Raw genomic sequence first — 25,097 nt, forward strand, 5'->3', positions numbered from 1 at the left:
GAAGGCTCAGGGCCTCGCAACTTCCCACGACATGGACACGGTATCCAGACGCCGCAGTTTGCTGTATTCGGCATCTTCCCAGATTACATCCTGGCCAGTGCCCGCGTGCCGCCAGAAGATGTCGGCCTGCCCATCACCATCGAAATCTCCGGTGCTGGCGACCTGCCAAGCGAGACCCGGCACGGTCGTGATCGAGGTGCTCGAGGCGAATTCGCCGCTATACCATATGACGTTGCGCCCGTTCCTTTGATTGCGCCAAAGGATGTCGGGCACTTCGTCGCCATCGAAATCATCGACACCGACGATCTGCCACGCGGTATTGGAGACGGTCGTCAGCCGCTTCTGGGTCTGGCCATTCGCGCTCATCCATACGGTATTGGCGCCGGACCGGGCGTTTCGCCACAGCAGGTCCGAATGACCGTCACCATTGAAATCGCTGGTGCCTACGACCTTCCAGTCCAGATTGCCCACCAGCATTGCATTGGTGCGCGTGGCGTAGCTGCCGCCGTGCCACAGGACGTTCCTGCCATTTCGTGCGTTGCGCCAGAAGATATCCGCCCGCCCATCGGCATCGAAATCGGCGACGGCGACGGGCTCCCAATCCAGGTTGGAGACCGTCGTGAGCGGTGTTTGCATCGCGCTATCGGCGGAGCGCCATATGGTGTTCCTTCCGTTGCGAACGTTTCGCCAAAGGATGTCGTCCTTGCCGTCGCCATCGAAATCGGCGATGCCTGCGATCTTCCAGTCGACGTTGGAAACCTCTGACAGGTACTGGTACTCGGTCGGGTTCGCTTTCTTCCAGATGGAATTCCATCCCTCAACAGTGTGACGCCAGAGAACATCCGAGCGCCCGTCACCGTCGAAGTCACCGCGTACATCCAAGCTGAAACCCGGAATGCTCGATTGCGCGACCCGCACCGAGGCATCGTCGGCAACGGTATGCAGTCCCGACAACGCGCTGGAGGTGCCGAAGGCGACGGCATGGGATCCAGGCGTGGCGTCGGATGCCACCCGCAGCGTGAGCGTGGCTGACGTCGAGCTTCCCGGCGAAATCGCTACTGTGTTGGCAGAGAAGTTTCCACTCCAGCCAGAAGGTATCGTTCGGGCCAGGGCAAAACTGGTGGTGCCGCAGGCAGCGGTATCGTTGTTGGTGATACGTCCGGTCAGGGTGGCTGTTCCGCCGGGTGCAACCGAGCCCGAAGGTGGATCAAGCGAGATCGACGGTGTGCGCCGTGTGCAGGTCGGCGGCGGTGCGTCGATGGAAAGGGCCAAGGTGACGGTGTCACTCGCCGTATGAATGCTGCCAGCCGAACTGGATGAAGCGACGGCGAGGGCGTAGTTTCCAGCGCTCGCGTTGCCCGGTATGACAGCTGACAGCGTCGTGGTTCCTGAACGCCCGGGGGCCACGTCAAGCGAATTGGCCGCCAGGCTTCCTGTCCAGGCCGCGGGAAGAGTGCGAGCGAGCGAGAACGACGTGCTGGCGCAGCCCGCGCTGTCGTTGTTCGCGAGAACCAACGTATACGTTTCGCTCTCGCCCGGTGCCGATTCGCTGGGGCCGGTAATCGCGAGGCTTGGCTTGACTCGGGTGCATACGGGTTGAGGGTCAGGTTGGCCACCCCCCACCTGCACCTCGATCGCGCCGATGTCCGCCGCGGGTCCGGAGGGACGCCCATTGCCATAGAAGTCGTTGGTGATCGCGGCCAGGTACGGCGCCTTGTCGATCAGCGGGCTGCCACTTTGTGGGGTCGCGTCGAAACCGCCCAGGGCCGTGGCCACCAGCTTGGGGTTGGAGCAGGTGCTGCCGCCCGGGCACTGGCCCGACTTGACGTTCCAGAACAGGTTGCCGCTGTAGTTCACCTTCGCCGACGAGTTGTAGGCGTAGTGGCCGCAGGTCAGTTCCGAGGGCTGCCGCCAGTCGGTCTGGCCGACGAACGCATTGTTCTGGATGTTGAGGGTGCTGGACGAGGAGCCGGCTTCACTCAGCAGCAGGCAGTCGCCCTGGCCGGTGATGGTGTTGTGGCGGATGTCGACGTTCTGCCCGGACACCAGGCCCACCGAAATGGTGTTGCCCAGCGCGCGGCACTGGTCGCTGTCCTTCATGAAGTCGCGGCCGTCGAAGTAGGCACAGTTCCCGACCACGACCGAGTTCTCGATGGTGGCCCGGCCGTAGGTCTTGAGCTGGTTGCCGGCGTTGCCGACGGCATGGGTGCGGCGGACCGTCACCGAGGAATTGCTGGCGCCATCCATGTACAGCAGGTCCAGGCCATCGGACGTGTTGTGGTGGATGTAGCTGTCCTCGATCAGCCAGTGGCCGCCGGTGCGCGCCGTTCCGAGGCCGTCGCCGTAGCCGCTGGCGGTCTGCGCCCAGCAGGCCCAGGGGGTGCCGTCCAGCTTCTCGCCGCAGCCGTTCCAGGCGATCTCCACTTGCCGCATGATGATGTTGCCGCTGTTCGAGCTGCCCGAGCCGATGTCGCCGTCCCAGCCTGCCCACGGGTTGCCGATGATCTTGACGCGTTCCAGCGTCCAGTCGGTCAGGCCGCCGGCGATGATGCCGCGATTGGCCAGGCCATGGATGTCGAGGTCGTGCAGGTAGACATTCCGGGAGTTCGAGGCGGAAATGCCCACGCCCGCCCACTGGCCGTAAGGCGTGCTGTCGCGGCGGCAGCGGGCGCCGGCGTTGCTGTGGAACTCGACGCATTCGCTCTTGTCGGTGATCTCCAGGTGGCCGATCTCGACGTTCGAACTGCCATTGAGGTTCAGCATCGAACTGACGCGTTCGGTGCCCCACAGCACGGGCGGACGCGCGGCATCGAGGCCCAGGATCCGGGTGCGTTGCGATGCGCTGGGGCCGCTCGGGATCGGCGGCAGGTAGCAGTCGTAGCGACCGCCGTCGTAGCAGCGCCCGCCGGCGGCGCCCGGCGCGCCCCAGCCCAGCATGTATTCGCCGGGCGCGATGTACACCGTATCGCCGCCATTGATGCGGGCGCTTCCCGACGCAGGCAGGGCCTGGTGCAGGGAATTCCACGCGCAGGCGCGGTTCGATCCGCTGCCCGGGTAGGCCGCGTTGGACGTGCCCGTGCATTGGCTGGCGCTGCCGCCATCGGTGCGGATGTAATAAGTGGCGGCCTGGGCCGAGCCAAGCCCGGCCAGGGCGAGCAGGGCCAGCAGGCCGGCCCGCTTCGTCACCGAGCGGCCGTGGAAGGAGAGCAGGGAAGTCGAGGTGCTGCCAATCGTCACGCGGGTGACTCCGGATTCAGGGGGATGCCGCGGTCGGGGGATGCGGCGGATCCAATTGTGGACAAAAATTGTCCAGCTTCTGCACATTGGGGCACAGATACGGCAAATGCACATGCCTGAATGACATTCCCCCTTGTTCATGTGAAGAGTCATTCATTGTTCATTCATAAAAAGGGCGGCGACCGTGGTGGCCGCCGCCCGGGGGTGTTGCGGGTCCCAGGCATCTATTGGACGGAGAACTGCACCTCGTCCGTGACCGTTTCGCCGTTGCGCGTCGCCGTCGCCTTCACGGTCCAGGTCCCCGTCGGGGTCCACCACCACCACCGGCTCAGCGACTTGCTGGCACGTGCCACGCCGGCATTGTTGGTGCGTGCGCTGAAGGTTTCCCGGGCGCCCCAGGGGGACGTGATTTCGAAGGTCACCGGTACGCCGGAGAGGACGTTGGTGCCCAGTGCGACCCGGGAGGTCATGGTCACCGTCTGGCCCCTGCGATAGGTCGAACGGTCCGTGCTCAATACCTGTTCCAGCTCACCGGCGGCCGGCGGGGGCTGCTGGGCCTGGACCGCGTACGTGGCCGTATCGCTGGCGCTGTGCACGTTGCCCACGGCGCTGCCGATGCCCGCGCCCACCGCATGGGTGCCTGCCGGGGCCTGGCTGCTGGACGTCACGTCCAGCGTGGTGCTGGTGGAGGCGCCTGCGGCGAGGGTGATCCGGCTCTGGCCCAGCGCCACGTTCCAGCCCGCGGGCACGCTGCCGGCGACGTCGAAGGCGGTGCTGGCACAGGCGGCGGTATCACGGTTGGCCACGGTGAGGGTGTAGCGGACCGTCGTGCCCGCCGGGACGGCGGCGGTCGGTCCACTGAGGCTCACGCCCGGGGCGTTGCGGGTGCAGACTGCGGCCGGCGCCTGGACGGTGTAGGTGGCGGACGCATTCCGGGTGTGCACGTTGCCGGCGCTGCTGCCGATGCCAATGCCGATCCCGTAGCCGCCGGCAGTGGCGCTGGCCGGCGAGGTGACGTCAAGACGGGCGGTGGTGCTCGCGCCGGGAGCCAATGCGACGGCGTTGCGGCTCAGGGCGCCGTTCCAGCCTGCCGGAACGCTGCGGGCCAGGTTGAAGGTGCTGGTGCCGCAGGCTTCGCTGTCGCGGTTGGACACCGTCACGGTGTAGGCGATGGTGCTGCCAGCCGAGACGGGCGCGCTGGAACCGGAGAGGCCCAGCGTCGGTGCGCTGCGCTCGCAGACCGGCTCCGGTTCGGGGTTCCCGCCTTCCTGCAGCTCCACCGCACCGATGTCCGCGGCGGCGCCCGAGGGACGCGGGTTGCCGAAGAAGTCGCGGGTGATGGCGGCCAGGTAGGGTGCCTTGTCGACCAGCGGGCTGCCGCCCTGGGGGGTCGCGTCGAAGTTCGCCATGCTCGCATTGACCAGTTTCGGGTCGTTGCAGACACTGCCGCCCGGACACTGCCCGGACTTGACGTTCCAGAACAGGTTGCCGGCGTAGTTCACCTTCGCCGACGAGTTGTAGGCGTAATGGCCACAGGTGAGCTCGGGGGCCTGGCGCCAGTCCGTGCGGCCGATCAGCGCATTGTTCTGGATGTTGAGGTTGGTGGACGACGAGCCGGATTCGCTGAGGATCAGGCAGTCGCCCTCACCGGTGATGGTGTTGTGCCGGATGTCGACGTTCTGGCCCGCTACCAGGCCGACCGAGATGGTGTTGCCCAGTGCACGGCAGAGGTCGCTGTCGTTCATCGAGCCCTGGCCGTCGAAGTACGCGCAATTGCCGACCACGACCGAGTTCTCGATGGTGGCGCGGCCGTACGTCTTCAGCTGGTTGCCGGCATTGCCAACGGCATGGGTGCGGCGCACCGTCACCGAGGAGTTGCTGGCACCGTCCATGTACAGCAGGTCAAGGCCGTCGGACGTGTTGTGGTGGATGTAGCTGTCTTCGATCAGCCAGTGGCCGCCGGTGCGCGCGGTGCCGAGGCCATCGCCGTAGCCGCCGCCATTCTGTGCCCAGCAGGCCCAGGGCGTGCCGTCGAGCTTCTCGCCGCAGCCGTTGAAGCCGATCTCGACGTCGCGCATGACGATGTTGCCGCTGTTGGAGCTGTTCGCGCCGATGTCGCCATCCCAGCCTGCCCAGCCATTGGCGACGATCTTCACCCGCTCCAGCGTCCAGTCGGTGAGGCCGCCGGCGATGATGCCGCGGTTGGCCAGTCCGTGGATGTCGAGGTCGTGCAGGTGGACGTTCCTCGAGTTCGACGCACTGATGCCGGACGACGCCCATTTGCCGTAGGGCGCGCTGTTGCGCCGGCATTGCGCCGCGGCGTTGCTGTGGAACTCGACGCAGTCGCTCTTGTCGGTGATCTCCAGGTGGCCGATCTCGACGTTCGAGCTGCCGTTGAGGTTGATGATCTCGCGCACGCGCTCGTTGCCCCAGAGCACGGCCGGATTGTCCGGATCCTGGCCGAGGATCCGGGTCGGCTTGTCGACGCTGGGTCCGCTGGGTACCGGCGGCAGGTAGCAGTCCCACGCGCCGACCGCGTAGCAGCGACCGCCATTGGCGCCCGGCGCATCGAGGCCGATGGCGTATTCGCCCGGCGCGATGTAGACCGTGTCGCCGCCATTGATGCGGGCCGCGCCGGAGGCGGGAAGGGCCTGGTGCAGGGAGTTCCAGGCGCAGGCCTGGTTGTTGCCGCTACCGGGGTATGGCGCGTCGGAGGTGCCGGTGCACTGCGCGGCGCTGCCGCCGTCGGTACGGATGAAGTAGGTCGTGGCCTGTGCGGCGCTGGTGGCACCCAGGGCCAAGGCCAGGAGCGTGAGCGAAACAGTCCACCTGCGCGGGCGACGCGTCGCCTGCGCACGGGGCTTGGGAAGAGGGAACATGGGGGAACTCCAGAACGGTCATGCAGGGGAAGTGGCTCGCTTCCCTGTGAACCGTGCTGGAATTCTGAGGCCCGGCATGGTGCGAATCTGGCGTGTCCGCCACAGATACGGTCACATGCGGACGCTCCGCGTCACACAAACAAGTGCTTGATTCGTATTCATTTTTCTGAACCCGCGTTCAGTGCCTGGCGCCCGCGCGGTCGCTGCACCGCGCCGATATCCGGGGTGTCGGCAATGAACAGGCGTCCTTCAAGATCGAAGCGGTTCCCTTCACGGTCCGGCACGCCGGCGCCGAGCACCGGGCTGTCGCCCAGGGGCATCGGGTCGAACGCGTCGAACCCGGCATTCGCGAGTTTCGGATCCTCGCATCGACTGTCGCCGGGACACTGCCCGCCCTTCACGTGCCAGAACAGGTTGCCCGCGTAGCTCACGCGTGCCGGGGACTGGTGCGCATAGTGACCACAGGCAAGCTCCGGAGACTGCCGCCAGTCGATCCGTCCCAGCAGGATGTTGTTGGCAAGGATCAGCTGGCTGGAAGGGTCGCCCCCCTCGCTGAGCACCAGGCAATCGCCTTCCCCGGTGATCGTGTTGTGGCGCAGCTCCGCCGGCTGGCCCTCCACCAGCCCGATCGACAGTGCGTTGCCCCGCGCGCGGCAGAGGTCGTCCGCCTGCATTCGCCCCTGGCCTTCGAAATACGCACAGTTGCCCACGACCACCGAACTCTCGATCAATGCGCGCCCCTGGGTCTTGACCTGGTTGCCCGCGTTGCCTTCCGCCCGCACACGGCGGATCGTCACGGAACTGTCCGCACTGCCATCCATGTACAGCAGGTCGACGCCGTCGGACGTGTTGTGGTGGACGTGGCTGTCCTCGATCAGCCAGTGGCCGCCCGTGCGCGCCGTGCCGAGGCCATCGCCATAGCCGCCCGCGTTTTGGGCCCAGCACGCCCAGGGCGTGCCGTCGAGGGTCTCGCCGCAGCCGTTGAAGCCGATCTCGACGTGCCGCAGCACGATGTCGCCGCTGTTGGAGCTTCCGTCGCCGATGTCGCCGTCCCAGCCCGCCCAGCCGTTGGCTTGGATCCTGACGCGTTCGACGGTCCAGTCCGTGAGCCCGCCGGCGATGATGCCGCGATTCGCGAGGCCATGGATGTCGAGGTCGTGCAGCCAGACCTTGCGGGAAGCCGAAGCGCTGATGCCGGACGATGCCCACTCGCCGAACGGAGCGGCATCGCGTTCGCATTTCGCGGTCGGGTCCGCGTGGAACTCCACGCACGGACTGCCATCCGTCAGGACCAGGTGGGCGACCTCAACGTTGGCGCTGCCATTGAGGTCCAACAGGTGGCTGACACGTTCGTGGCCGCGCAGGACGGGCGGACGCGCGGGATCCTGGCCGAGGATGCGGGTGGGGGTGCGGGCATCCGGTCCGCCCGGCACCGGCGCAAGGTGGCAATCCCAGGGGGCGTCGGCATAGCAGCGTCCCCCCAATGCCCCGGGCGCATGGACGCCGAGCGGATACGTGCCGGGTGCGACATAGAGCGTGTCCCCCCCCTTGATGCGCGCCTCTCCGGTCGACGGAAGCGCGTGGTGCAGCGAATTCCAGGCACAGGCCTGGCGTGTTCCCCGCCCCGGGTAGGGGGCATCGGCGGTGCCGGTGCACTGGTCCGCCTCTCCACCGTCGACGCGGACGTAGTACGCCGTTCCATGCGGCGTCGAGTCGAAGGGGGGCGGGGGGACGGGAGGTGCCGGCGCGGCCGCGGGTACGCCCATCGCCGTCGCCGCCGGCGTGGACTCCGGATCCGCGTTCACGCAGCCCGCGGCCAGAAGCCCGCCGCCCAGCACCAGGATCCAGCGGAGGCGGCCGGCGGGCGCGATCATGCGCCTTCGTCCTCCCGTGGGGGAAGGGGCGACATGCGGATGGCCGCGCCGACCACGCGCATGCGGTCGGGCACGTCCTTGGTGACCACCGTGTTGGCGCCGATGACCACGCCATTGCCGATCCGTACGTCGCCGATCACCTTGGCACCGGTGCCGATGTAGACGTCGTCGCCGATGTCGGGCCAGCGGGTCGACTTTCCGGCGCCCTTGAAGCCCAGCGTCACGCCCTGGCCCACCGACAGGTTCCGGCCCGCATCGCCGTGCAGGAAGATGCCGCCGAAGTGCCCGATATAGAGCCCCGGGCCGATGCGTGCGCTGGCGGGAATGGAGATTCCGAACAGGAGTTCGGTCGGGACATGGAGCAGGTGGTAAACGACCTTGAACGGCAGCGCGAACAGCCCGGGTCGAACGCTCCGTGTCCAGCGTCCATAGCGGTAGATGGCGACCGCGATGAAGCCGTGGGTCAGCGCCGCGCGCAGGCGCGCCAGCCGGGGCCCTCCGGCAAGGGCGACGCGGTGGTATCGCGCGAAGTCCTGGCGCAATGTTTCAAACATGCGGTGATGCTCCCCGTGCCGGGTCGGGATGGATGCTGGGCATGAACGGTGCGGCATGCAAGACTGCCGGGCATGTCGCACATCTTCCTTTCGCCCTTGACGCTCGCCGTGCTCGGCGGCCTGGTCCTGTGGGCGACGTGGCGCCCCCTGCCGCGTGTGCTGAAAGCGGTGGGCCTGCTGTCATGGCTGGCCCTGCTGGCGCTGTGCGCCCCGGTGGGCGCCAATCTCCTGGTGCGCCATGTGGAAGGGAGCATCGATCCCGTGTACCGCTGCGAGGCGCCGCGCGGCGCGCCGGTGGTGGTGCTGTCCGGCGGGCTGGAGCGCGAGCCGGTGGCGGTGGACGACCACGTCGCGCTGGCACCGGAAACCTGGCGCCGCCTCCAGGCGGGCATCCGTTTCAGGCGGGCGCAGGGCGAAGGACCGCTGGTGCTGGTGGGAGGTGGACCCTACGCGGTCAAGGAGGCCGATGTCATGGCGGATCTTGCCGCGGCCTGGGGCATGGCGCCCGGCGACGTGCGGGTGGAGCGGTGGTCGAGGGATACCTGGGAAAACGCGAGCGGATACGCGGCCATGGCCGGGCCGGAAGCCGGTCCCGCATGGCTGGTGACCTCGGCCCTGCACATGCCGCGGGCGGTGACCGCGTTCCGCGCGGCCGGCGTGCAGGTCTGCGTGCACCCCAGTCATAGCCACTACGTGGCTCCCGGCGAGCTGGGCTATTACATCCCGCAGGTGACGGCCATCGAGAAGAGCCGGCGCGCCCTGCACGAATGGCTCGGGCAGCATGTCTACCGGTACCGCGCATCGCGTGAAGGTGCATCCCCGGCCGTTCATGCCGCACCGGGCAGCAGTTCATCATAACGTGCCAGCAGGTGCCGGCCAATGGCCTCCCAGCCATAGTGCCGTTCGGCCTGCCGGCGTGCCTCCACGCCGAGTTGGCTCGCCAGCGCGGGCTGCTCCATGAGCGAGACCACCGCGTCGGCGAATGCCTGCGGCTGGTCGGCATAACGTGCGCTGATCCCGTCGTCCAGGCGGATCCCTTCACTGCCGATGGACGTCGTGACGATGGGCTTGCCCAATGCCATGGCCTCCAGCACCTTGAGCCGCGTTCCGCTGCCGGCGCGGAGCGGAACGACATACACCGCTGCGTCGTGCACGACGGGCCGCAGGTCGGGCACGAAGCCCGCCAGGCGCACATGGCGCTCCAGGCCTGCGGGTACGTCCAGGCCCTCGGAGCGTCCCACGACCACGAATTCCGCGTCGCTGCGTTGCGCGACGATGCGCGGCAATACGTCGCGCATGAACCAGGCGACGCCATCGCGGTTCGGGAACCAGCCCATCTGTCCCACGAACACCATGCGTGACGGTGCGCCGGGCGGCGTGCCGGCCGGGCGGTTGGCCTCCAGGTCGACGCCGTTGGGGACCACGCTCACGGGTGTGCGCGGGGCCAGGTCCCGCAACTGGACGGCATCGTCTTCGGAGCACGCGAGCACCGCATCGGCGCGTTGGCAGGCCCAACGCTCGAAGCGCCGCAGTTTGTCCACCTGGCCTGCAAGGTAACGGCGCGCGAGACGCCGCGGCTCCACCTCCGCGCGTTTGGCGAGCAGTCGATGCTCCACATTGTGCGCGTTGAGGACCACCGGGACCCCCGCCGGAATGCAGTCCACATGGGCGAACAGCGGCAGCATGTCGAAGTGGACCAGGTCCGCCTGCAACGCCAGGCGCCGCAAGGCGTCGCGCAACGGGCGCGAACTGTACTTGCAGGCGATGAACGGATGCCGGCCCGACAGGCCGCGCACGAGGGCCGATGCCATCGCGACGCGGGATTGTTCGCCCGGGATCGGGAACACATGGACATCGTGCAGCGTGCTGCGGAAGTCTGGATCGTCGGCGCGACCATCATCGTCGCGGCGGAAGCTGAGCAGGGTCACCTGGTGCCGGCCTGCCATCGCTTTCAGCAGATGCCACGAGCGGAGCTGGTGGCCTTCGCTGGGCGGCCACGGCAGTCGACTGGTCAGGGCGAGGATCCGTGCCATTCAGTGTTTCTTCCATAGGCGTTGGCTGTTGCCCGCCAATGACGCGGGCAGCGACAGCAGTGCCGCCGAATTGAGCATGAGGAAGGTGCCCGCTGCAGGCAGCAGGGGTACCTGGCGGGCAAGGGCGGGCTTCATCCAGGCCAGGGCTGCCAGTGCGTAAGCGGCCAGCTGGAGGGCGAACAGGAGGCGGTAGGGCAGGGGCGGCGCGAGCGCCGAGGCCAGCAGCGCGAGCAGCAGCGCCCACGGCACCAGGAGCCGAAGCAGCTTGTGCGATACCCAGGCGAGGAACACCGGGTTGCGTGCCGGGTGGAGCAGCCAGGGCAGGCGGGCGATCAATTGCCAGTTTCCCGCGAGGGTGCGCAACTTGCGCCGGAACTCCTCGCCCAGCGTCGCGCTGGCGCTGTCGATCGCGACGGCGTCGCGTGCCATCCATGTGTACTGTCCCGCACGCAGGGTTTGCAGCGGCGTCCACATGTCGTCAAGCACGGTGCCGGGAGGCATCGGTACGTACAGGGCCCGCCTGACGGCGTGGATCGCGCCGCTTGCTCCATGCAGCCAGCCCAGGCGGGCCTCGTCGGAACGGAGCCGGGTCTCCATCTTCCAGTACAGGCCGGGGTTGCCCGCGCCCTCGCCGATGACCAGTTCGCCCGAGACACCGCCCACCCGCGGGTCCGCCATTGGTGCCACCAGGGCGCGGAGCGCGCCGGGTGCGAAGCGCTGCCGTGCATCCGCGAACACCAGGACCCCGTGGCGCGCCGCCGCCGCCGCCGCGTTGAGCGCGACCGCCTTTCCGCCATTCGGTTGCAGGTCCAGAACGCGCACGCGTGGATCATCCAGTTGCGCGGCATGCACGGTACCGTCGGTGCTGCCATCGCTGGCCACGATCACTTCGATGCAGTCGCCTGGGTAGTCCTGGGCCAGGATGTCCCGCACCCGGGCGGCGATCCGCGCCTCCTCGTTGCACGCAGCCACCAGCACGCTCACGGGCGGCGCGACGTCCTGCGGCGCGGGGGTGCGTCCCCGGGCCCTCGCCAGCAGCGCGACCATCACCGGGTAGCCGGCATAGGCGTACACCACCAGCGCGAGGCAGGACCAGAACACGACGATCGCGGTCATAGCAGGCGCGACCTCAGGCGCTGGTAGTTGTCGTTCCCGAGCACCTTCTTCGGTACACGCAGGGCCAGGAAGCGCGTGCGCGCGAGGCGGGGCGAAAGTCCCGACCAGTCGACCAGGCGGGCGAATCGCGTGTCGTCCATCTGGCGGGTCACGGCGATGCGCTGCAGCCAGGAGGAACGGAACGGCGCCCGGTTGGGGCCCGGCACGGAGCCAAGCAGGTGCCGGTAACCGCTCGCCCGGGCCTGCCGCGATTCGCGGTCACCGCCCCGGCCGCCCGGCAACGCGATCGCATCGATCTCGACGCCACACAGCGCTGCCAGGGTCTCGCGGCTGCTGTCCAGCTCCTCGGCGAGGGCCGCGTCGGACAGATCCTCGAGGAAGGCATGCGTCCGACCGTGGGATCCGACGCCCATGCCGGCGCCCGACAGTGCCCGCACGTCTTCGGAGGAAAGCATCCCCGGCTGGTCCACGAAGTCGCTGGTGATGAAGAACTCGGCCACCATGCCGCGCTCCAGCAACAGCGGCGTGGCGACCTCGAGGTTCGAGACGTCGCCGTCGTCGAAGGTCACGAGTACCGGTTTCGCAGGAAGCGCATCCGGACGGTCCAGGTCGCCCAGCCGGATGCTCCGGTAGCCTTGCGAACGCAACCAGTCCATCTGGCGGGCGAAGGCGACGGGCGTGACACTGTAGACCGCATCGAAGCGGCCACGCGCGCCGGGGTCGGCGTGCAGGCCGTGGTACATGAGGACGGGCAGGCGCTTCATGCGGAGGCCATCTTCCGCATCAGGCCGAGCAGTCCGCTCGACTCGCTGAAGAACAGCGCAGGGGACAAGGCACCGGAAGGCGTGCGGTAACGTGATTCGTGCACGTTGAAGCGCAGCAGCCGGTAACGGTCTGTCTGCGTCCTGTTCACGCCCTCGATGGAGGTGGTGGCGCTGACGTAGCCCGCCCGGCGGACCAGCTCGACGTCGCGCGGACCGAAGTCCTCGGCGGTGCCGTTGGGGTAGGCGAAGTGACGTGGTCGCTTGTGCAGCACCTGGGCGATCTGGTCGGTGCAGCCTTCGATCTCGGCCTGGGCGGTGGCGGCGTCCACGCGACTGAGCAGGACGTGGCCGCGCGTATGGCCGCCGAGGTCGATCCCGTTGCGGTCCAGGGTGCGGACGTCGTCCCAGTCCATCATCTCGCGCTCCGACGCCTCTCGCGTGCGCGGCTGCAACTGGGCGAAGACCCCGTCCAGCACCTCCTGGAAACGTTCATGCGGCAACTGCTTGAGCAAGGGCGGGAGTATCGCCAGGGCGCGCCGCCGTTCGTGCGCGTCGGACAGGTCGAAGCGGCCGAGGCCCAGATGCCCGAGATCCAACAGGTCCTGCCTTCGGCAGCGGACCGCCGTCACGAGCTGGTAGGCCCAGATGGGGTCCGCGCCGATATGGTCGGTCGCGAGGTAGACGGTGGCCGGCACGCCGTCCAGGGGCGGGGACAGCAGGTTCAGGTTGTCGCGGTAGCCGTCGTCGAGCGTCACCGCGTACAGGGTGGTCGTACCGCGTGGCCGGTCGAGGTGTGACAGCCCTTCGTCCAGGCTGACCAGCTTCCGGTCGTCGCGCAGCCAGGCCACGATCTGGCCGAACGTGTCGCTGGAGATGCTGAGGGGGAACGGGTCGTCCTCGCCGCGCAGGCGATGCAGCATGAGTACGACCAGGCCGGCACCGGACAGGCGACGGTAGAGGGCGTCGAGGCCACTGTAGTGGCAGCCGATGGCAATCAGGTAGCGGATCCATGCAGTCATGCGGGGCGTCCCGGGCGGGGGGCTTCGGCGGGCAGGAAGCGCGCCTTGGCCACGAGTGCAACGAAGGCCCAGAAATGCGCCATCATCGGATAGTGCGTGAACCGGTCGCCGAACAGGTTGCCGACGACCAGCGCCATCCACGCGCCCATCAGGCCCAGTGCGAGCGCGTAGCGCAGGGTGCCGCTCGGCGCGTTCGAGATCTCCTTGCGTGCCATCAGCAGGATCGAGAGCAGGATGCCCAGCAGCAGCACGGCGCCGATGGTGCCGCCCTCGGCCAGCGTGCGGATGTACAGGTTGTGGGTGTCCTTGCCATGGGGATTGATCTCCGTGTGCTGGAACGAGTGGTAGCCCGTGCCGGTGACCGGGTGCCGCGTATAGGTGTCCCAGGCGATGCCCCAGTACACGAAGCGCAGCTCGGTGCTTTCGTCGCGTTCGTTTTCCTCCACCGCGGTGCTGTCGAAGCGCTCGATCACGGAGTAGGGGAGGATCGCGGGCAACAGCACGGCCGCGAGGAACAGGGGGGCGATCATCTTCCATCGGCCACGCCAGACGAGGATCACGGTCACCAGTCCGAGGATCAGCGCGATGTAGGCGGTGCGCGAGTAGGCATAGAGCACGCCCATCACCATGCACGCGATGCAGAACCCGAGCCCGAGCTTCCACAGGCGCGGCAAACGTGCCGCCAGCAGCAGCGCGAAGGCCATCACCGCGGCGGTCACGCAGAACGCGGCGAACTCGTTCGCACCCAGCATGCTGAAGGTGCCGGAAATGCGCAGGTCGTCCGAGTAGTGCCAGCTGGCCACGCTGAGGTGCTGGGACCAGGCCACCTTCGCGATATACGGCAACGGGACCATCATCGCGATGATGACGCGCCGCGCCGTCGTCCAGTCCTGCACGCTCTTCTGCACGAGGAACAGCAGCGACATGCCGATGAGATGGTCCTTCATCATCTGGAAGTGGTCGCCGGTGTCGGCCACGTACTGCGATGCCACGAACAGGGACACGAGGCTGTAGGCGATATAGGCAAAGACCCAGCGGTTGATGGACGCACCGGGGGCCAGGCGCCCCCCCGAGGCCAAGGCACCGACGAGGCTGGCGAGGAAGGCCACGTTGAGGAAGTTCAGGCCGCCGCCGAGGTTCGGAATGTATCCAACCTGGATGTTCTGCAGCGGCAACAGCATCAGGAAGGCGTAAAGGGGCCAGTTCTGCCGGTGCACGCGAGCGGGCCTCACGCCTGCATCCGGGGCCACCCGCGTACGAGGCGCCATCGATACCGGGCGCGCGAGCATCGCCTTTGCCGCGAGGGGAAAGCGCTCGGGGCCGGGAGGGCTCGCGTCAGGCCGCATGGGCGTCATCGCAGGCTCCCTTCACCGCGAGATACAGGTCGCGGTAGCGTCGCGCCATGGCCTCCGGCGAATGGCGCGAACGCACGTACTCCCGGGCGGTCGTGTCGGTCGCGCGCCCGGCACGGAGCCGGTCGGCCATCGCCGAGGCCAGGGCGTGCAGGTCCTGCCGGGGCACGAGCCGGCCTTCGTCTGAGGCCGCGAGCAGGCGGCCCACCTCGCCCACGTCGCTGGCGATGACGGGCAGCGCATGGTCCATCGCCTCGAGCACGGTCAGCGGCATGCCCTCGCTCAGGGACGGCAATACCAGGCAATCGATCAGCGGATAGACCCGTTGCATGTCGTCCATCACGCCAGTGAAACGAACCCGGCCGTGCAGGCCCAGCGCGTCGCACTGCGCCTTCAGGGCGTCGGCTTCAGGACCGTCCCCGACCAAGAGCAGCACGCAACGCGTTTCCGCGCGCGCGATGCGGGCGAACGCCTCCACCAGCTGCCCGAGGTTTTTCTCGGGCGAGAACCGCGCGACCGCGCCGAACACGAACGGCCTGGCCTGCAACCCGAACCGTTCGATCAGCACCCGGGAGGGGGCGTGCGCGTTGTCGTCCAGTTCGATGCCATTGTCGATGACCTGGATCCTGTCGCGGGGGATGCCCGCCGCGGAGAGGCCGTCGACCTGGCAGTGCGCGACGACCGCGAGCGCGTCGAACCCGCGCAGGACGGCCCGTTCGATCCGGTTGTAAAGACGCAGGGAACGGGTCGCTTCGACCTGTCCATGCAAGGTGGCGACGCGCCGGACGGCGAGTCCCCGGGTGGCCAGCCACGCGTAGGTGGCGCTCTTGTAGTCGTGCGCGTGCAGGACGTCGATGCGATGACCGCGGACCTGTTCGCGCAGACGGGACAGCGTGGTCATGTCCACGCGGCTCCTGCACGGCAACAGTTCGCACGCCTGGCCACGGGCGATGGCCGAACGGTGCAGCGCCTGTTCCGGGGTGAGGTAGTTGTTGATGCTGGCTAGTCGACTGTCCACGCCCACGCCAGGGAGGGCGCCGTTCAGTGCCAGCACCATGCGATCCGCGCCGAACAGGCCGGCACTGGATCGCAGTTGCATCACGCGCGGGCGTGCGTCCGTGGGCGTGCTCAGTGACATGGGCCCTCCAGCAGGCGCTGGTACAGGCGCTCGTAGGCACGCACCATCGTTTCGAGCGAGAACTCGGCTTCGATCCGACGGCGTCCCGCGGCACCCAGCTGTTCGCGCAATCCCGCGTCGCCGGCGAGCCGGTCCATCGCGGTTGCCATCTCCGTGACGTCGGCGGCGGGAACCAGGCAGCCGGTGACACCGTCGCGGACCAGTTGCAGGTTGCCCCCGACCGCGGTGGCGAGCACGGGCAGGCCGCTGGCCATGGCTTCCAGCACGGCATTGGACATGCCTTCGCTGTGCGAGGCGAGGACCGAGACATCCAGTGCCGGGAGAATCCTGTCGATGTCCGCGCGGATTCCCAGCTGGGTGACTGCTGCGCCCAGGCCGAGTGCCTGAGCCTGCCGCTCGAGCGGTCCCGCGAGCTCGCCACTGCCCACCAGCAGCAGCCGACACCGCGGGTTCCGCGCATGCACGCGGGCGAAGGCATCCAGCAGGACGGCGTGGCCTTTCACGGGGTACAGGCTGGCGACGCATCCGAACGCGATCTCGTCAGGCCCAAGCCCCAACGATGCGCGCATTGCCTGCCGTTGACCCGCGGATGCCGCGGGCCGGAACTTCGCGGTATCCACGCCGTTGGGGATCCACACCATCCGGCCAGGACCCAGGCGTTCATGCCGGGCGAGCGCACCGAGGATCTCGTGCGCGGGCGCGACCACCGCGTCGTAACGGCCATTGAGCAGGCGGAACGCCAGGCGCAGCCGCGCGTTCTTCATGAATCCCATGTCGCGCCGGTTCGAGACATGCCGGCAGGCCCCGGCACCGCGTGCCGCTGCGTTCGCGAGGTCGGACTTCTCGTGCTGGGACTGGATGATGTCGAAGCGTCCCTCGCGTACGAAGTCCCGCAGGCGCCGCAGGGTGCGACGACCGCTGCGCCCGTAGATCGCCGCGGTCGGCCAGCCCAGCAGGCGCAGCGGGCGCCCGCTGGCACCCAGCGAAGCCTGGACATCGCTCTCCTCGCGAGCGCCCAACTGCACCACCGTCACGTCGTAACGATCGACCGGCAAGCGCTCGATGAGATTGCGGAGGAAACGCTCGCTGCCGCCGGTGTTCTCCAGCGTGGTGTCCGTCAGCAGCAGCAGGCGGACCGGCGCGGGCTGGACGGCTTCAGGCGCGACCGGCTCAGCGGCGATAAGCGATGCTGACCAGGGCGGCATTGTCGTCATAGCTGAAACCTTGCACGGAACTGTCGCGGGTGCGGCGCAACAGGTTGAAGCGCCCGGTCAGGTGGCGCGTGAATCGCCGCTCGATCCCGATTCCCAGCGTCAGGTCGCGGTCGAGACGGTCGAGCGTCTCGTACTCACGGCGTTGATAGTCCGCGGTCAGGTTCAGGTCGGTCAGGGCATTGAAGCGGTGCGTGTACCCGACATAGGCACCGCTGAACCGGTTGTCGAAGTCATCGGCCTCGATGTACTCGGCTTGCTCGTGGAACACCGTCGCGTCGAACGCGTAGCGCGGCGTGGCGTGCTGGAAGCCGATCTCGGCGCGCTTCTGCCGATAGGGGTCGGAGGAGACGATGGTGCCGCTCACGTCGATGTCGGTGCCGACCGGCAGGTCGGGTCCGATCGGCGTGGCGACCAGGCTTCGCGCCGTATCGGAGAACTGGTAGTCGAGGCTCGCGCTCAGCGAGGTTTCTGCCGAAAGACGCCAGTCGAGCGCAAGGCGGGCCAGGGGAGCGTCATGGCCCGCGCCATCCACCACGTCCAGGCGGGAATAGCCCAGGTCGAGGCTGGCGTCGAAGTCGTTGAGGTTCCTTTGATAGTTGCCGTAGACATCCCAGCGGTCGTAGTCGCTGCTCACGGTGGTGTCGTCGAACTCGACCTGGTTCGCTTCGACATTGAAGGAAGCCCGCGAGGTGGGCGTCAAATCGTGCAGCACGCGGAACGCGCCGTTGAGGCGATGGCCGTCGAAGTCAGCCGTCTCCTCTGCCTCGTTGCGGGTGTAGCGCAGGTCCAGCTGGCCGCGCGTGCGGTCGCCGAAGCGCAGGTAGAGCGTCGGCCCGCCGACCAGCACGTTGACCCGTTGCGTATTGCTGGGGGTCAACGGCGACAGGATGTTGACCGGCTGCTGGCTCAGGTAATCGTCGACCATGAAGTCGAGGCGCTCGGGCAGCGCGCGCCAGCGCAGGTGGCCGCTGAACCCGCTCCGCACCTCGTCATCGAACGTCCCGCTCGTGTAGTGCAGGTAACGGACATTGCCGCGTGCGGTGGCATCGACGCTGCGGCCCTCGTGTACGAAGCTGAAGTCGATGCCGGGCGCCAGCGTGGTTTCGCTGATCTCGTCGTATTCGCTGAGGATGATGTTGGAGTTGTGGGTCACGCCCACGCTGAGTTCGTAGTCGAGGTCGATGGCACCCACCCTGCCGGGCAGCAGTGCGGCACCGACGATGGCGAGCGAAAGCAACGTGTGGCGCGGGGCCTGCATGCGGGGGCGGGTCTGCATCCGGGCCTCCTCAGACGCCCTGGTTGAAGACCACGCCGGCGAATTTCTCCGGATCGAAATTCGCGGCGGCCTGGGCGATCGCTTCGGGCGAGTCCTGTCCATAGCCCGCAACGAGGATCACCACGTCGGCGAGGTCGGCCAGGATCCGGGCCTCCGGGGCGCCCCTGACCGGGGGGCTGTCCAGGAACATGTAGCAGTCGGGATGCTGGCTGCGGATGGAGTCGAGCATCAGCCGCATGCGCATCGAGCTGAAGTACTCGGCGCCCGCTTCCCGCACGCCGCCCGCAGGCAGGACCGACAGGCCGGGCATGCCCGTGTCGTACAGGACGTCCTCGATCTGGCCGTCCGGGTCTTCCAGGTAGTCGGTGAGGCCCCCTTGGGCGCAGTCGATCTGCAGGGTCGCATGCTGCGAAGGGTGGCGCAGGTCGCAGTCGATCAGCAGCGCGCTGCGGGTCTCGTCGAAGGCCATCGCAGCGGCCAGGTTGCGGGCGACGAAGCTGCCGCCGCAGCCCGCGCTGACCGGAGCCACCAGCGCGACGAAGTTGTTGGTGGTCATCGCCAGCAGGCGGGTGCGGATCTCGCGGAAGGCATCGACCTCCGGTCGCGCGACCGCCGAGCGCCGGATCAGTGCGCGCTCCTCCATCTGGGCCGGGGTCAGGGACGGTGCGGCGTGGCGCAGGGAGAGCGAGCGTCCCCTTCCACGTCGCGCGAGCTCGTCGTGGCTGGGGTGCTGGACGACCGTGTTCATGAGCCTGCGACCTTGATGAGGAGAACGATGCCGTAGACGATCGGGACCAGCAGGAAGAGGCCTGCCGCCATCATCACCCGGCGCCGGTAGGCGCTGCGGCGCGCCTGCGTGTAGTAATGGGGTACCGCGCCCAGCACCGGCAGGCCTGCCTGGCGCTCGATCTGCTGCGGCGAGCGGATGCGCGGGTCGAACTTCACCAGCACGAGCAGCAACAGCATCGGGGTGGCCAGCGCCATGCCCAGCCCCCCGCCGGCCACATGGAGCAGGCGCAGGCCGTTGCTGCGCAACGGGATGCGGGCGGGCTCCTGGATGCGGAAGCTGAGGCCGCGTTGCTCGGCATCGAGGCTCATGGATACCCGTGCGTTCTCGCGGCGCTTCAACAGGTCCTGGTAGAGGTCGCGATTGACTTCGTAATCGCGGGTCAGTTCGGCCAGGCTGCTTTCCGAAGATGCGATGCGCCGGCTGCGTTCCAGCTCCTGATCGAGCAGGTCCTGCGCCGTCCCGATCCGGGTACCGGTCGCAGCGGCCTGCCGACGCACCTGCGCCAGCTTGCTCTTGAGCTCGCCATACAGCGGGTTGAAGCTCGCCGAGCGGTTGATGGCTCCGTCGCTGTTGGCGCTGCGGGCGCGGTCCAGCGACTCTTCCTCGCGCAGTTGCGCCTGGAGGTCGTCCAGCTGGTGCTGGATGCGGACCACGTCGGGATGCTGCCGGGTGTAGGTGAGGAGCAGGCGATCCTGCTCGTCCTCCAGTTCCGCGAGGCGGGCGACCAGTTGCCCGGTGCGGGTCTGGAGCACGGTGACTTCGTTCTCGCCGGACAGTTGTGATTGCAGGGCGGCCTCCTGCGAGCGCAGGTCCTGCAGGTCCATCCGCGAGGTCTCCACCATGCGGCGCAGCTCGGCGATGCGGGAGTTCACGTCGGTCTCGATGCCGGGCCGCGCATCGGGGTTGGAGCGGCGGTAGGCCTCGAGCTTGGCTTCCGCGTCGGTCAGCTTCTGGTGGTACTGGCGCACCTGTGAGTCGATGAAGTCGTACGCGTCGCGGCTTTCGCGTTCCTTGGTGGCCAGGCTCTCCGACATCACCAGTTCCGCGAAACGGTTGGTGACGTCATAGGCGCGGCGCGGATTGGAGTCGGTGTACGAGATCTGGATCAGGTTCTCGCGCGGATTGTCGATGCGCGTGCGCTTGGCGATCTCTTCGGCCAGCCGGTCCTGCTCGAGCGCACTGGGGGCATCGTCCATCCAGCCGCCGGTCTGCAGGATCTCCCCCATCACCTTCTGGCTGAAGGCGACCTGGCGGGTGATGCTGGCGCGGTTGGAGACCCCGGTCGGCACCGCGCGCCCCTCCATCAGGGGCCGGATGATGTTGGAGTCCTCGACGAGGATGGTGGCGGAGGAGGTGTACTTCTTCGGCAGGATGATGCCCACCGCCAGTGCAAGCAGGGCGATGGCGGCGAAGAGGGCGACCAGGAGCAGTTGGCGGCGCTTCAGCTCCTCGATGGCGACGGGGATCAGCGCGGATATGGAGGTCGGCTGTTCCTGGCCCGACCACTCGAGGGCTGGGTATGTCACAGGGTACGCTCGGGAACGGTGATGACGTCGCCGGGGGCGACCTTGAAGTTGGTGGACAGGTCGCCCTCATCCAGGATGCGGTCGAGTTCGACGGCGTAGTTGCGGGTCCCTTCGTCCCCGCTGCGGTACAGCTCCGAACGCGCCGGTGCGGCAAATTCCGTCACGCCGCCTGCGGCAAGGATGGCGTCGAGCACCGTCATGCCCTGGCGGTAGGGAATCGAGACGGGCTGGCGCACCGCACCGGTGACGCGCACGCGGGAGAGGTACTCGTGGCTGCGCAGGTCGGTCAGGATCACCGCGACCTGCGGGTCGCGCACGTACACGGACAGCTTTTCGCGGATGTCGTCGGCGACCTGGGTCGGGGTCAGGCCTCCGGCGCGGACGTCGCCGACGAGGGGGACCGAGATCATTCCGTCCGGGCGCACCGGCACGGTGATGCCCAGGTCCGGGTTGCGCCATACGGTGACCTGGACGATGTCGTCCACGCCGATCTGGTACGCATCGACGGCCGTCTGCGCCTCGGTGTCCGGCGGTGGCGTGGTGGAGGCGCCGCCGCTGCTGGCGCAGCCGGCGAGGGCGAGTGAACCGGCCAGTGCGAGCAGGGCGAAGGTCCGGGTGAGGGCCGTCCGGGTCGGGAGCATGGGTGTGCGGTACATGGCGGGTATCCCCAGGGTGTCAGCAGAGAACAACGCAGATGAATGGAAGCCCCGGCCACGTCGGCGAGCCGGGACGGGGCACTCAGGCGCCGTAGTAATCGCGGTACCAGGCGACGAAACGGCGGATGCCTTCCTCCACCGGCGTTTCCGGCGCGTAGCCCACGTCGGACTGGAGCGCCTGCACGTCCGCGTGCGACTCGGGTACGTCACCCGGTTGCAGCGGAAGGAGCCGGCGTTCGGCCTTGCGCCCGAGGTTTTCCTCGATGAGCTCGATATAGCGCATCAGTTCGATCGGCCGGTTGCTGCCGATGTTGTAAAGCCGGTAGGGCGCGGCGGAGGCGGCCGGGGTGGCATGGGCGAAGTCGTAGTCCGGATCCGCCCGTGGCACGTGGTCCAGGGTGCGTACGATGCCTTCGACGATGTCGTCGATATAGGTGAAGTCGCGCCGGTGGTGGCCGTGGTTGAACACGTCGATCGGCTTGCCCGCCAGGATGTTCCGCGTGAACAGGAACAGCGCCATGTCGGGGCGGCCCCAGGGGCCGTACACGGTGAAGAAGCGGAGCCCGGTGGTCGGCAGCCCGAACAGATGGCTGTAGGTGTGGGCCATCAGTTCGTTGGACTTCTTCGTCGCTGCGTACAGGCTGACCGGATGGTCGACGTTGTCCTCCACCGAGAACGGGAGCTTCACGTTGGCCCCGTAGACCGAACTGGACGACGCGTACACCAGGTGCTCCACGGCGTGGTGCCGGCAGGCCTCGAGGATGTTGACGAAGCCCACCACGTTGCTGTCGATGTACGCCTGTGGGTTCTCCAGCGAATACCGCACGCCGGCCTGGGCCGCCAGGTTGACCACGCGATCGGGCTTGAAATCCCTGAACGCGGCGTCCATCGCCTCGCGGTCTTCGAGTGCGGCGCGCACGAACCGGAAACCCTCGTGTGCCTGCAGGCGTGCGAGGCGGGCCTCCTTCAGCGTGGGGTCGTAGTAATCGTTGACGTTGTCGTAGCCCAGCACCTCGTCGCCGCGCTCGAGCAGGCGCGTGCTGAGGTGGGAACCGATGAAGCCGGCCGCGCCGGTGACCAGGATGCGCATGCGGGTGTCCTCAAAGGCGTCCGTCGACGTCCGCGCGCGGCAGCACGCCCTTGACGTCGAACAGGGTGGCGCCCTCGCGGCCCCAGCGTCGCAGGCCGCTGGCACCGAGTGAAACGAAGCGGTCGTGGGCCACGGCCAGGATGATCGCGTCGTAGTCGCCCGCTTCGGGGGCGTCCACGAGGCGCAGGCCGTACTCGTGCATGGCCTGGTCGGCGTCGACCCAGGGATCGTGCACGTCGACGTCGGCGCCATAGGCCCTGAGCTCTTCGACCACGTCCACGACCCGGGTGTTGCGAAGGTCCGGGCAGTTCTCCTTGAATGCCAGGCCGAGCACGAGGACCCTGCAATGGGCGGGATGCGCCTCGCGCTGCTGGATCAGGCGGACCACGCGACGGGCCACGTGCGGCCCCATCCCGTCGTTGGTGCGGCGTCCGGCCAGGATCACGTCGGTGTGGAAACCCACCTGCTGCGCCTTGTGGGTCAGGTAGTAGGGATCGACGCCGATGCAGTGCCCGCCCACCAGTCCCGGGCGGAACGGCAGGAAGTTCCACTTGGTGCCGGCCGCGGCCAGCACTTCCTGCGTGTCCATGCCGAGGCGGTCGAACAGCAGCGCCAGTTCGTTCACCAGGGCGATGTTGACGTCGCGCTGGATGTTCTCGATGACCTTCGCCCCCTCCGCGACGCGGATGCTGGACGCCTGGTGCGTACCGGCGGTGATGATCGACTTGTACAGGGCGTCGACGAAATCGGCGGCGGCGGGACTGGAGCCCGAGGTGACCTTGGTGATCGTTTCAAGGCGGTGCTCGCGATCCCCCGGGTTGATCCGCTCCGGGCTGTAGCCGACATGGAAGTCCCGGTTGAACACCAGGCCGGACTCGCGCTCCAGGATCGGTACGCAGACTTCCTCGGTGGCACCGGGATAGACGGTTGATTCGTACACCACCACGTCACCACGCTTTAGCGCCCTGCCGGCGGTGCGGCTGGCGGATTCCAGCGGCGTCAGGTCGGGGCGCTTATAGGCATCGATCGGCGTCGGCACCGTCACGATGAATACGTTGCAGTCCGACAGGCGCTCCGGGTCGGCCGTGAAGGCGAGGCCCGCCGCGGCACGCAACTGGTCCGGGGTGACCTCCAGCGTCTGGTCCTCGTGGCGTTGCAGTTCCGAAACGCGCGCAGGATTGATGTCGAAGCCAAGGGTCGGGCGTTGCCGGCCGAAGGCGACGGCCAACGGCAGGCCGACGTAGCCCAGTCCGATGATGGCCAGCCGGGTCGAGTCCCGGTGCGGCAGCGGGGCATTCATTCCTGTGCAGATCTCCGATGGGATGAGGCGCGACGGGCCTGGCCTGCGTGGCGATTCCCACCGGCTTCCCCGCCTGTTCGACCTGATGGAACGCGAAACGCGCCGGGAACCGGCAACATGTGAATGGGGTGGCTATAATTCGCCGTTTCCTCAGATGTCCGGGGTCCCGGACACCAACGCCCGGGATGCTCACCATGCGGATCCTCGTGACCGGCGGCGCCGGCTATATCGGTGCCCACACCTGCCTGGTACTGGCCGAGCGCGGCCACGAGGTGGTCATCGTCGACAATTTCAGCAACAGCTCCGCGGCGGTCCTGCCGCGCCTGGCGCATCTGGCAGGCCGGCCGTTCGCCTGCGAAGAGGTCGACCTGCGCGACCGTGCCGGCATGGATGCGCTGTTCGCGCGTCATGCGATCGACGCGGTGGTGCATTTCGCCGCCCTCAAGGCGGTGGGCGAGTCCTGCGAACAGCCCCTTGCCTACTTCGACAACAACATCAGCGGCACGATCACGTTGCTGCAGGCGATGAAGCAGGCGGGCGTCGGGCGTCTCGTGTTCAGCTCGTCGGCGACCGTCTACGGGGCGCCGGATGCCGTGCCGGTGCGGGAGGATGCGCCTTTGCGGGTGACCAACCCGTACGGGCGGACCAAGCTGGTCGTGGAGCAGCTGCTGGCGGACGTGCAGGCGAGTGATCCCGGTTTCCACGTCGCCAACCTGCGCTATTTCAACCCGGTGGGCGCGCATCCCTCGGGACTGATAGGCGAAGACCCCAGCGATACCCCCAACAACCTGATGCCCTACGTCTGCCAGGTGGCAGCGGGGCGCCGCGACCATCTCAGCGTGTTCGGCGGCGACTACCCCACGGTCGATGGCAGCGGCGTACGCGACTACATCCACGTGGTCGACCTCGCGCGCGCGCACGCCGATGCGATCGATTACCTGGAGCGGGAGCGCCAGAGCCTGACCGTGAATCTCGGCACCGGTCGGGGGATCAGCGTCCTGGAACTGGTGCACGCGTTCGAGAGGGCGTCTGGCCAGGCCGTGCCGTACCGCATCGTGGGGCGTCGCGCAGGCGACGTGGCGGAGGTCTACGCCGATCCAGGCCAGGCGCAGGCGCTGCTGGGCTGGCGCGCGGAGTACGACGTGGATGCCATGTGCCGGGATGCCTGGAACTGGCAGTCCCGTAACCCCGACGGGTACACGGGAACGGGAGACGCAGTGCCCGATCAGCCCCCCGTACGCTGAGAGCCTAAAGCCTCTGGCAAGGCCACTTGGCGATG

19 protein-coding genes are annotated in these 25,097 nt (G+C 67.9%); 2 read left to right on the forward strand and 17 right to left on the reverse strand.

Features of this window, described 5'->3' with window-relative positions; all coding sequences use genetic code 11:
* Window positions 1-6 precede the first annotated feature (6 nt).
* The 4 genes from H4F99_RS02745 to H4F99_RS02760 all read right to left on the reverse strand — a co-directional run bounded on the left by H4F99_RS02745 (window position 7) and on the right by H4F99_RS02760 (window position 8,544).
* Window positions 7-3,378 carry an FG-GAP-like repeat-containing protein gene (locus H4F99_RS02745; protein ID WP_182668204.1) on the reverse strand — a complete coding sequence of 1,124 codons (3,372 nt, stop codon included), beginning with the start codon at window positions 3,376-3,378 and terminating at the stop codon, window positions 7-9.
* Between the two features lie 83 nt (window positions 3,379-3,461).
* Window positions 3,462-6,116, reverse strand: a complete 2,655-nt coding sequence (locus H4F99_RS02750) for an NEW3 domain-containing protein (protein ID WP_182668205.1) — start codon at window positions 6,114-6,116, stop codon at window positions 3,462-3,464.
* 158 nt (window positions 6,117-6,274) lie between these two features.
* Window positions 6,275-7,990 carry a right-handed parallel beta-helix repeat-containing protein gene (locus H4F99_RS02755; RefSeq protein ID WP_182668206.1) on the reverse strand — a complete coding sequence of 572 codons (1,716 nt, stop codon included), beginning with the start codon at window positions 7,988-7,990 and terminating at the stop codon, window positions 6,275-6,277.
* Window positions 7,987-8,544 (reverse strand): serine acetyltransferase, encoded by a 558-nt coding sequence (locus H4F99_RS02760; protein WP_182668207.1) that lies wholly within the window; start codon window positions 8,542-8,544, stop codon window positions 7,987-7,989. The genes H4F99_RS02755 and H4F99_RS02760 overlap by 4 nt, the downstream gene beginning before the upstream one ends.
* A 72-nt stretch (window positions 8,545-8,616) precedes the next feature.
* Here H4F99_RS02760 and H4F99_RS02765 point away from each other — a divergent pair, with 72 nt between their 5' ends.
* A complete protein-coding gene (locus tag H4F99_RS02765) occupies window positions 8,617-9,402 on the forward strand; it encodes a YdcF family protein (protein ID WP_182668208.1) in 786 nt (261 codons plus the stop codon).
* On the opposite strand, the gene H4F99_RS02770 is transcribed toward H4F99_RS02765, so the two are convergent.
* The 13 genes from H4F99_RS02770 to H4F99_RS02830 all read right to left on the reverse strand — a co-directional run bounded on the left by H4F99_RS02770 (window position 9,372) and on the right by H4F99_RS02830 (window position 23,818).
* Window positions 9,372-10,577 (reverse strand): glycosyltransferase family 4 protein, encoded by a 1,206-nt coding sequence (locus H4F99_RS02770; RefSeq protein ID WP_182668209.1) that lies wholly within the window; start codon window positions 10,575-10,577, stop codon window positions 9,372-9,374. The two genes, H4F99_RS02765 and H4F99_RS02770, sit on opposite strands and share 31 nt — an antisense overlap.
* Window positions 10,578-11,693 carry a glycosyltransferase family 2 protein gene (locus tag H4F99_RS02775; RefSeq protein ID WP_182668210.1) on the reverse strand — a complete coding sequence of 372 codons (1,116 nt, stop codon included), beginning with the start codon at window positions 11,691-11,693 and terminating at the stop codon, window positions 10,578-10,580.
* Complete coding sequence (locus H4F99_RS02780) at window positions 11,690-12,457, reverse strand: polysaccharide deacetylase family protein (RefSeq protein ID WP_182668211.1); 768 nt, start codon at window positions 12,455-12,457, stop codon at window positions 11,690-11,692. The genes H4F99_RS02775 and H4F99_RS02780 overlap by 4 nt, the downstream gene beginning before the upstream one ends.
* Window positions 12,454-13,476, reverse strand: a complete 1,023-nt coding sequence (locus tag H4F99_RS02785; protein WP_182668212.1) for a polysaccharide deacetylase family protein — start codon at window positions 13,474-13,476, stop codon at window positions 12,454-12,456. Before H4F99_RS02785 ends, H4F99_RS02780 begins: the two co-directional genes overlap by 4 nt.
* Window positions 13,473-14,708, reverse strand: coding sequence for an O-antigen ligase family protein (locus H4F99_RS14600; RefSeq protein WP_182668213.1), 1,236 nt, complete (start codon window positions 14,706-14,708; stop codon window positions 13,473-13,475). The genes H4F99_RS02785 and H4F99_RS14600 overlap by 4 nt, the downstream gene beginning before the upstream one ends.
* A gap of 103 nt (window positions 14,709-14,811) precedes the next feature.
* Window positions 14,812-15,966 carry a glycosyltransferase gene (locus tag H4F99_RS02795; protein WP_182668214.1) on the reverse strand — a complete coding sequence of 385 codons (1,155 nt, stop codon included), beginning with the start codon at window positions 15,964-15,966 and terminating at the stop codon, window positions 14,812-14,814.
* Window positions 15,957-17,180: a glycosyltransferase gene (locus H4F99_RS02800; protein WP_182668215.1), complete on the reverse strand. Its 1,224-nt coding sequence runs from the start codon at window positions 17,178-17,180 to the stop codon at window positions 15,957-15,959. The genes H4F99_RS02795 and H4F99_RS02800 overlap by 10 nt, the downstream gene beginning before the upstream one ends.
* Window positions 17,137-18,456 carry a porin family protein gene (locus H4F99_RS02805; RefSeq protein WP_182668216.1) on the reverse strand — a complete coding sequence of 440 codons (1,320 nt, stop codon included), beginning with the start codon at window positions 18,454-18,456 and terminating at the stop codon, window positions 17,137-17,139. Before H4F99_RS02805 ends, H4F99_RS02800 begins: the two co-directional genes overlap by 44 nt.
* A 10-nt stretch (window positions 18,457-18,466) precedes the next feature.
* Window positions 18,467-19,204, reverse strand: a complete 738-nt coding sequence (locus H4F99_RS02810) for a P-loop NTPase family protein (RefSeq protein WP_182668217.1) — start codon at window positions 19,202-19,204, stop codon at window positions 18,467-18,469.
* A complete protein-coding gene (locus H4F99_RS02815) occupies window positions 19,201-20,772 on the reverse strand; it encodes an XrtA system polysaccharide chain length determinant (protein ID WP_182668218.1) in 1,572 nt (523 codons plus the stop codon). The genes H4F99_RS02810 and H4F99_RS02815 overlap by 4 nt, the downstream gene beginning before the upstream one ends.
* Window positions 20,769-21,428, reverse strand: a complete 660-nt coding sequence (locus H4F99_RS02820) for an XrtA/PEP-CTERM system exopolysaccharide export protein (RefSeq protein ID WP_246371208.1) — start codon at window positions 21,426-21,428, stop codon at window positions 20,769-20,771. The genes H4F99_RS02815 and H4F99_RS02820 overlap by 4 nt, the downstream gene beginning before the upstream one ends.
* A gap of 82 nt (window positions 21,429-21,510) precedes the next feature.
* A complete protein-coding gene (locus tag H4F99_RS02825; RefSeq protein WP_182668219.1) occupies window positions 21,511-22,518 on the reverse strand; it encodes an NAD-dependent epimerase in 1,008 nt (335 codons plus the stop codon).
* A gap of 10 nt (window positions 22,519-22,528) precedes the next feature.
* Window positions 22,529-23,818: a nucleotide sugar dehydrogenase gene (locus H4F99_RS02830; RefSeq protein ID WP_182668220.1), complete on the reverse strand. Its 1,290-nt coding sequence runs from the start codon at window positions 23,816-23,818 to the stop codon at window positions 22,529-22,531.
* A gap of 194 nt (window positions 23,819-24,012) precedes the next feature.
* Between H4F99_RS02830 and galE the strand changes: the two genes are divergently transcribed.
* Window positions 24,013-25,062 (forward strand): UDP-glucose 4-epimerase GalE, encoded by a 1,050-nt coding sequence (gene galE, locus H4F99_RS02835; protein WP_182668221.1) that lies wholly within the window; start codon window positions 24,013-24,015, stop codon window positions 25,060-25,062.
* Window positions 25,063-25,097 lie beyond the last annotated feature (35 nt).

The organism is Marilutibacter penaei (assembly GCF_014145395.1).
Classification (GTDB): Bacteria; Pseudomonadota; Gammaproteobacteria; order Xanthomonadales; family Xanthomonadaceae; genus Marilutibacter; species Marilutibacter penaei.

Bases quoted from the DNA above. Each gene is read 5' to 3' on its own strand.
- H4F99_RS02795 (WP_182668214.1), bottom strand. From the start codon at position 15,966: ATGTCACTGAGCACGCCCACGGACGCACGCCCGCGCGTGATGCAACTG.
- galE (WP_182668221.1), top strand. From the start codon at position 24,013: ATGCGGATCCTCGTGACCGGCGGCGCCGGCTATATCGGTGCCCACACC.
- H4F99_RS02775 (WP_182668210.1), bottom strand. From the start codon at position 11,693: ATGACCGCGATCGTCGTGTTCTGGTCCTGCCTCGCGCTGGTGGTGTAC.
- H4F99_RS02780 (WP_182668211.1), bottom strand. From the start codon at position 12,457: ATGAAGCGCCTGCCCGTCCTCATGTACCACGGCCTGCACGCCGACCCC.
- H4F99_RS02800 (WP_182668215.1), bottom strand. From the start codon at position 17,180: ATGACGACAATGCCGCCCTGGTCAGCATCGCTTATCGCCGCTGAGCCG.
- H4F99_RS02765 (WP_182668208.1), top strand. From the start codon at position 8,617: ATGTCGCACATCTTCCTTTCGCCCTTGACGCTCGCCGTGCTCGGCGGC.
- H4F99_RS02810 (WP_182668217.1), bottom strand. From the start codon at position 19,204: ATGAACACGGTCGTCCAGCACCCCAGCCACGACGAGCTCGCGCGACGT.
- H4F99_RS02830 (WP_182668220.1), bottom strand. From the start codon at position 23,818: ATGAATGCCCCGCTGCCGCACCGGGACTCGACCCGGCTGGCCATCATC.
- H4F99_RS02785 (WP_182668212.1), bottom strand. From the start codon at position 13,476: ATGACTGCATGGATCCGCTACCTGATTGCCATCGGCTGCCACTACAGT.
- H4F99_RS02745 (WP_182668204.1), bottom strand. From the start codon at position 3,378: ATGAACAAGGGGGAATGTCATTCAGGCATGTGCATTTGCCGTATCTGT.
- H4F99_RS02750 (WP_182668205.1), bottom strand. From the start codon at position 6,116: ATGTTCCCTCTTCCCAAGCCCCGTGCGCAGGCGACGCGTCGCCCGCGC.
- H4F99_RS02825 (WP_182668219.1), bottom strand. From the start codon at position 22,518: ATGCGCATCCTGGTCACCGGCGCGGCCGGCTTCATCGGTTCCCACCTC.
- H4F99_RS02760 (WP_182668207.1), bottom strand. From the start codon at position 8,544: ATGTTTGAAACATTGCGCCAGGACTTCGCGCGATACCACCGCGTCGCC.
- H4F99_RS02755 (WP_182668206.1), bottom strand. From the start codon at position 7,990: ATGATCGCGCCCGCCGGCCGCCTCCGCTGGATCCTGGTGCTGGGCGGC.
- H4F99_RS02820 (WP_246371208.1), bottom strand. From the start codon at position 21,428: ATGTACCGCACACCCATGCTCCCGACCCGGACGGCCCTCACCCGGACC.
- H4F99_RS02770 (WP_182668209.1), bottom strand. From the start codon at position 10,577: ATGGCACGGATCCTCGCCCTGACCAGTCGACTGCCGTGGCCGCCCAGC.
- H4F99_RS02805 (WP_182668216.1), bottom strand. From the start codon at position 18,456: ATGCAGACCCGCCCCCGCATGCAGGCCCCGCGCCACACGTTGCTTTCG.